Source organism: Methylosinus sp. R-45379, from assembly GCF_001644125.1.
Classification (GTDB): Bacteria; Pseudomonadota; Alphaproteobacteria; order Rhizobiales; family Beijerinckiaceae; genus Methylosinus.
The window spans coordinates 1-1,662 of the sequence record NZ_LUUM01000085.1 but is presented as its reverse complement, the minus strand read 5'-3'; the positions used below and the strand labels follow the sequence as shown (position 1 = coordinate 1,662).

The 1,662-nt window shown below is 60.8% G+C and carries 3 protein-coding genes; all 3 read left to right on the top strand.

Annotated elements, in window-relative coordinates; all coding sequences use genetic code 11:
* Nucleotides 1–699: phage portal protein (locus A1351_RS04185; RefSeq protein WP_064032320.1), on the top strand; the 699-nt coding region annotated here is incomplete at its 5' end.
* On the top strand, nucleotides 696–1,397 hold the full coding sequence (locus tag A1351_RS04180) for a head maturation protease, ClpP-related (protein WP_064032319.1): 702 nt from the start codon (nucleotides 696–698) through the stop codon (nucleotides 1,395–1,397). The genes A1351_RS04185 and A1351_RS04180, both read left to right, overlap by 4 nt.
* Before the next feature lie 18 nt (nucleotides 1,398–1,415).
* Nucleotides 1,416–1,662: hypothetical protein (locus A1351_RS25595; protein ID WP_210178235.1), on the top strand; the 247-nt coding region annotated here is incomplete at its 3' end.

Sequence of the window (1,662 nt, the reverse complement as noted above, 5' to 3'; positions counted from 1 at the left end):
CTCGGCGGCGTCATCGAGAACGGCAAGACCAATCTCGGGCCGGAAGGCCGCGACGCCATGCTCGCCAGCTTCAACGAAGGCCATCGCGGGCCGGATCAAGCTTTCAAATGGCAATATCTCGATGGCGGCATGACGGCCAAGCCGTTCACCGTCGAGCCTGACAAGGGCCAGTTCATCGAAACGCAGCAGCATATGGTGGAGACGATCTGCCGATGGTTCGGCGTTCCGCCGCATAAGATCGCGCATCTTCTCCGCGCGACAAACAACAATATCGAGCATCAGGGCATAGAATTCGTCACGGACGGAATTATGCCGTGGGTTTGCCGCTACGAGCAGGAAGCGAACTACAAGCTCGTCAACGCGCGCAACCCGCAGGGCTATTACACGAATATCGACGTGCGCTCGCTCCAGCGCGGCGACCTCAAGGCGCGCACCGAGCACTATACGGCGATGCTCGATCGCGGCGTGTTCAGCATCAATGACGTCCTCTACCTCGAGGGCATGAACAATATCGGCGCGCTCGGCGACAAGCGACTGGTCAACGGCGCCTATACGACGCTGGAGGCCGTCGGCACGCCGGAAGCCCCGCTCCCCGGCAACGCCCCGGCGCCGGCCGAGGACCCGGAAGAGACTGACGAGCCGCCGGCGGCGAATCCCGGCGCGGATGTCGACAAAGAAAATGAGCAGGCGCAGCCATGACCTATTACGCGATGAAGGCCGCCGGCAATCGCGGCGAGATCACGCTCTATCAGGATATCGGACAGCCCGGCTTTTTCTCGGATGCGACCTCCGCGGAAAGCTTCGCGAAGGACCTCAAAGCGCTCGGAAGGGTCTCGACGATCGATTGCAGGATCAATAGTCCGGGCGGGAACGTCTTCGAAGGGCTCACGATCTATAACCTGCTCGCGGCGCATCCTGCGAAGGTGATTTGCCATATCGATGGGCTTGCGGCCTCCATCGCCAGCGTCGTCGCCATGGCGGGCGACGAGATCGAAATCGCCGACAACGGCATGATGATGATTCACGACGCCTGGGGAATGGCGGTCGGCACTGCATCGGAAATCCGCAAGACGGCCGATGTGCTGGACAGCGTCACCGAGACGATCGCCTCCACCTATGTCAAGCGCAGCGGCCAGAAGATGGACAAAATCCGCGCCATGATGGTGGCGGAGACCTGGCTCACGGCGGATGAATGCAAAGCCGCGGGCCTCGCCGATCGCGTCGTCGACAATATGAAGGTCGCGGCCTGCGCCTTCGACGCCAAGCGATTCCGCAACGCCCCGCGCCGCATGCTCGAGCAGAGCGAGTCCGCGCCGCGCCGTGACCGCTTCTCGGCGCGGTTCAAGCAATTGCAGAGCGACATGGTTCGCCACCGCCTCGACGCATCGAGGCGCTGAATTCGGATGCGACAGCAAATGAAAGACGCTAGTCAGAATCAAGATGGTGGTTTCATCGTCCCACTTGATTACGCGCGCGACGTTATGTCGAAAACGCATGCATCCTTTCGGAAGAAAAAGGAATTGAAGCCGGGGCCCAAGTGGGCCAAGGCGAGAGTTAAACGGTATGCGCCGTTCGAAGATATCGACGTTATCGTGACGCGAATTCGCCAGACTGATTTGTATCTGGCGATAGATGGCCAACCGAGCCGGAGCTCTGGGGTAG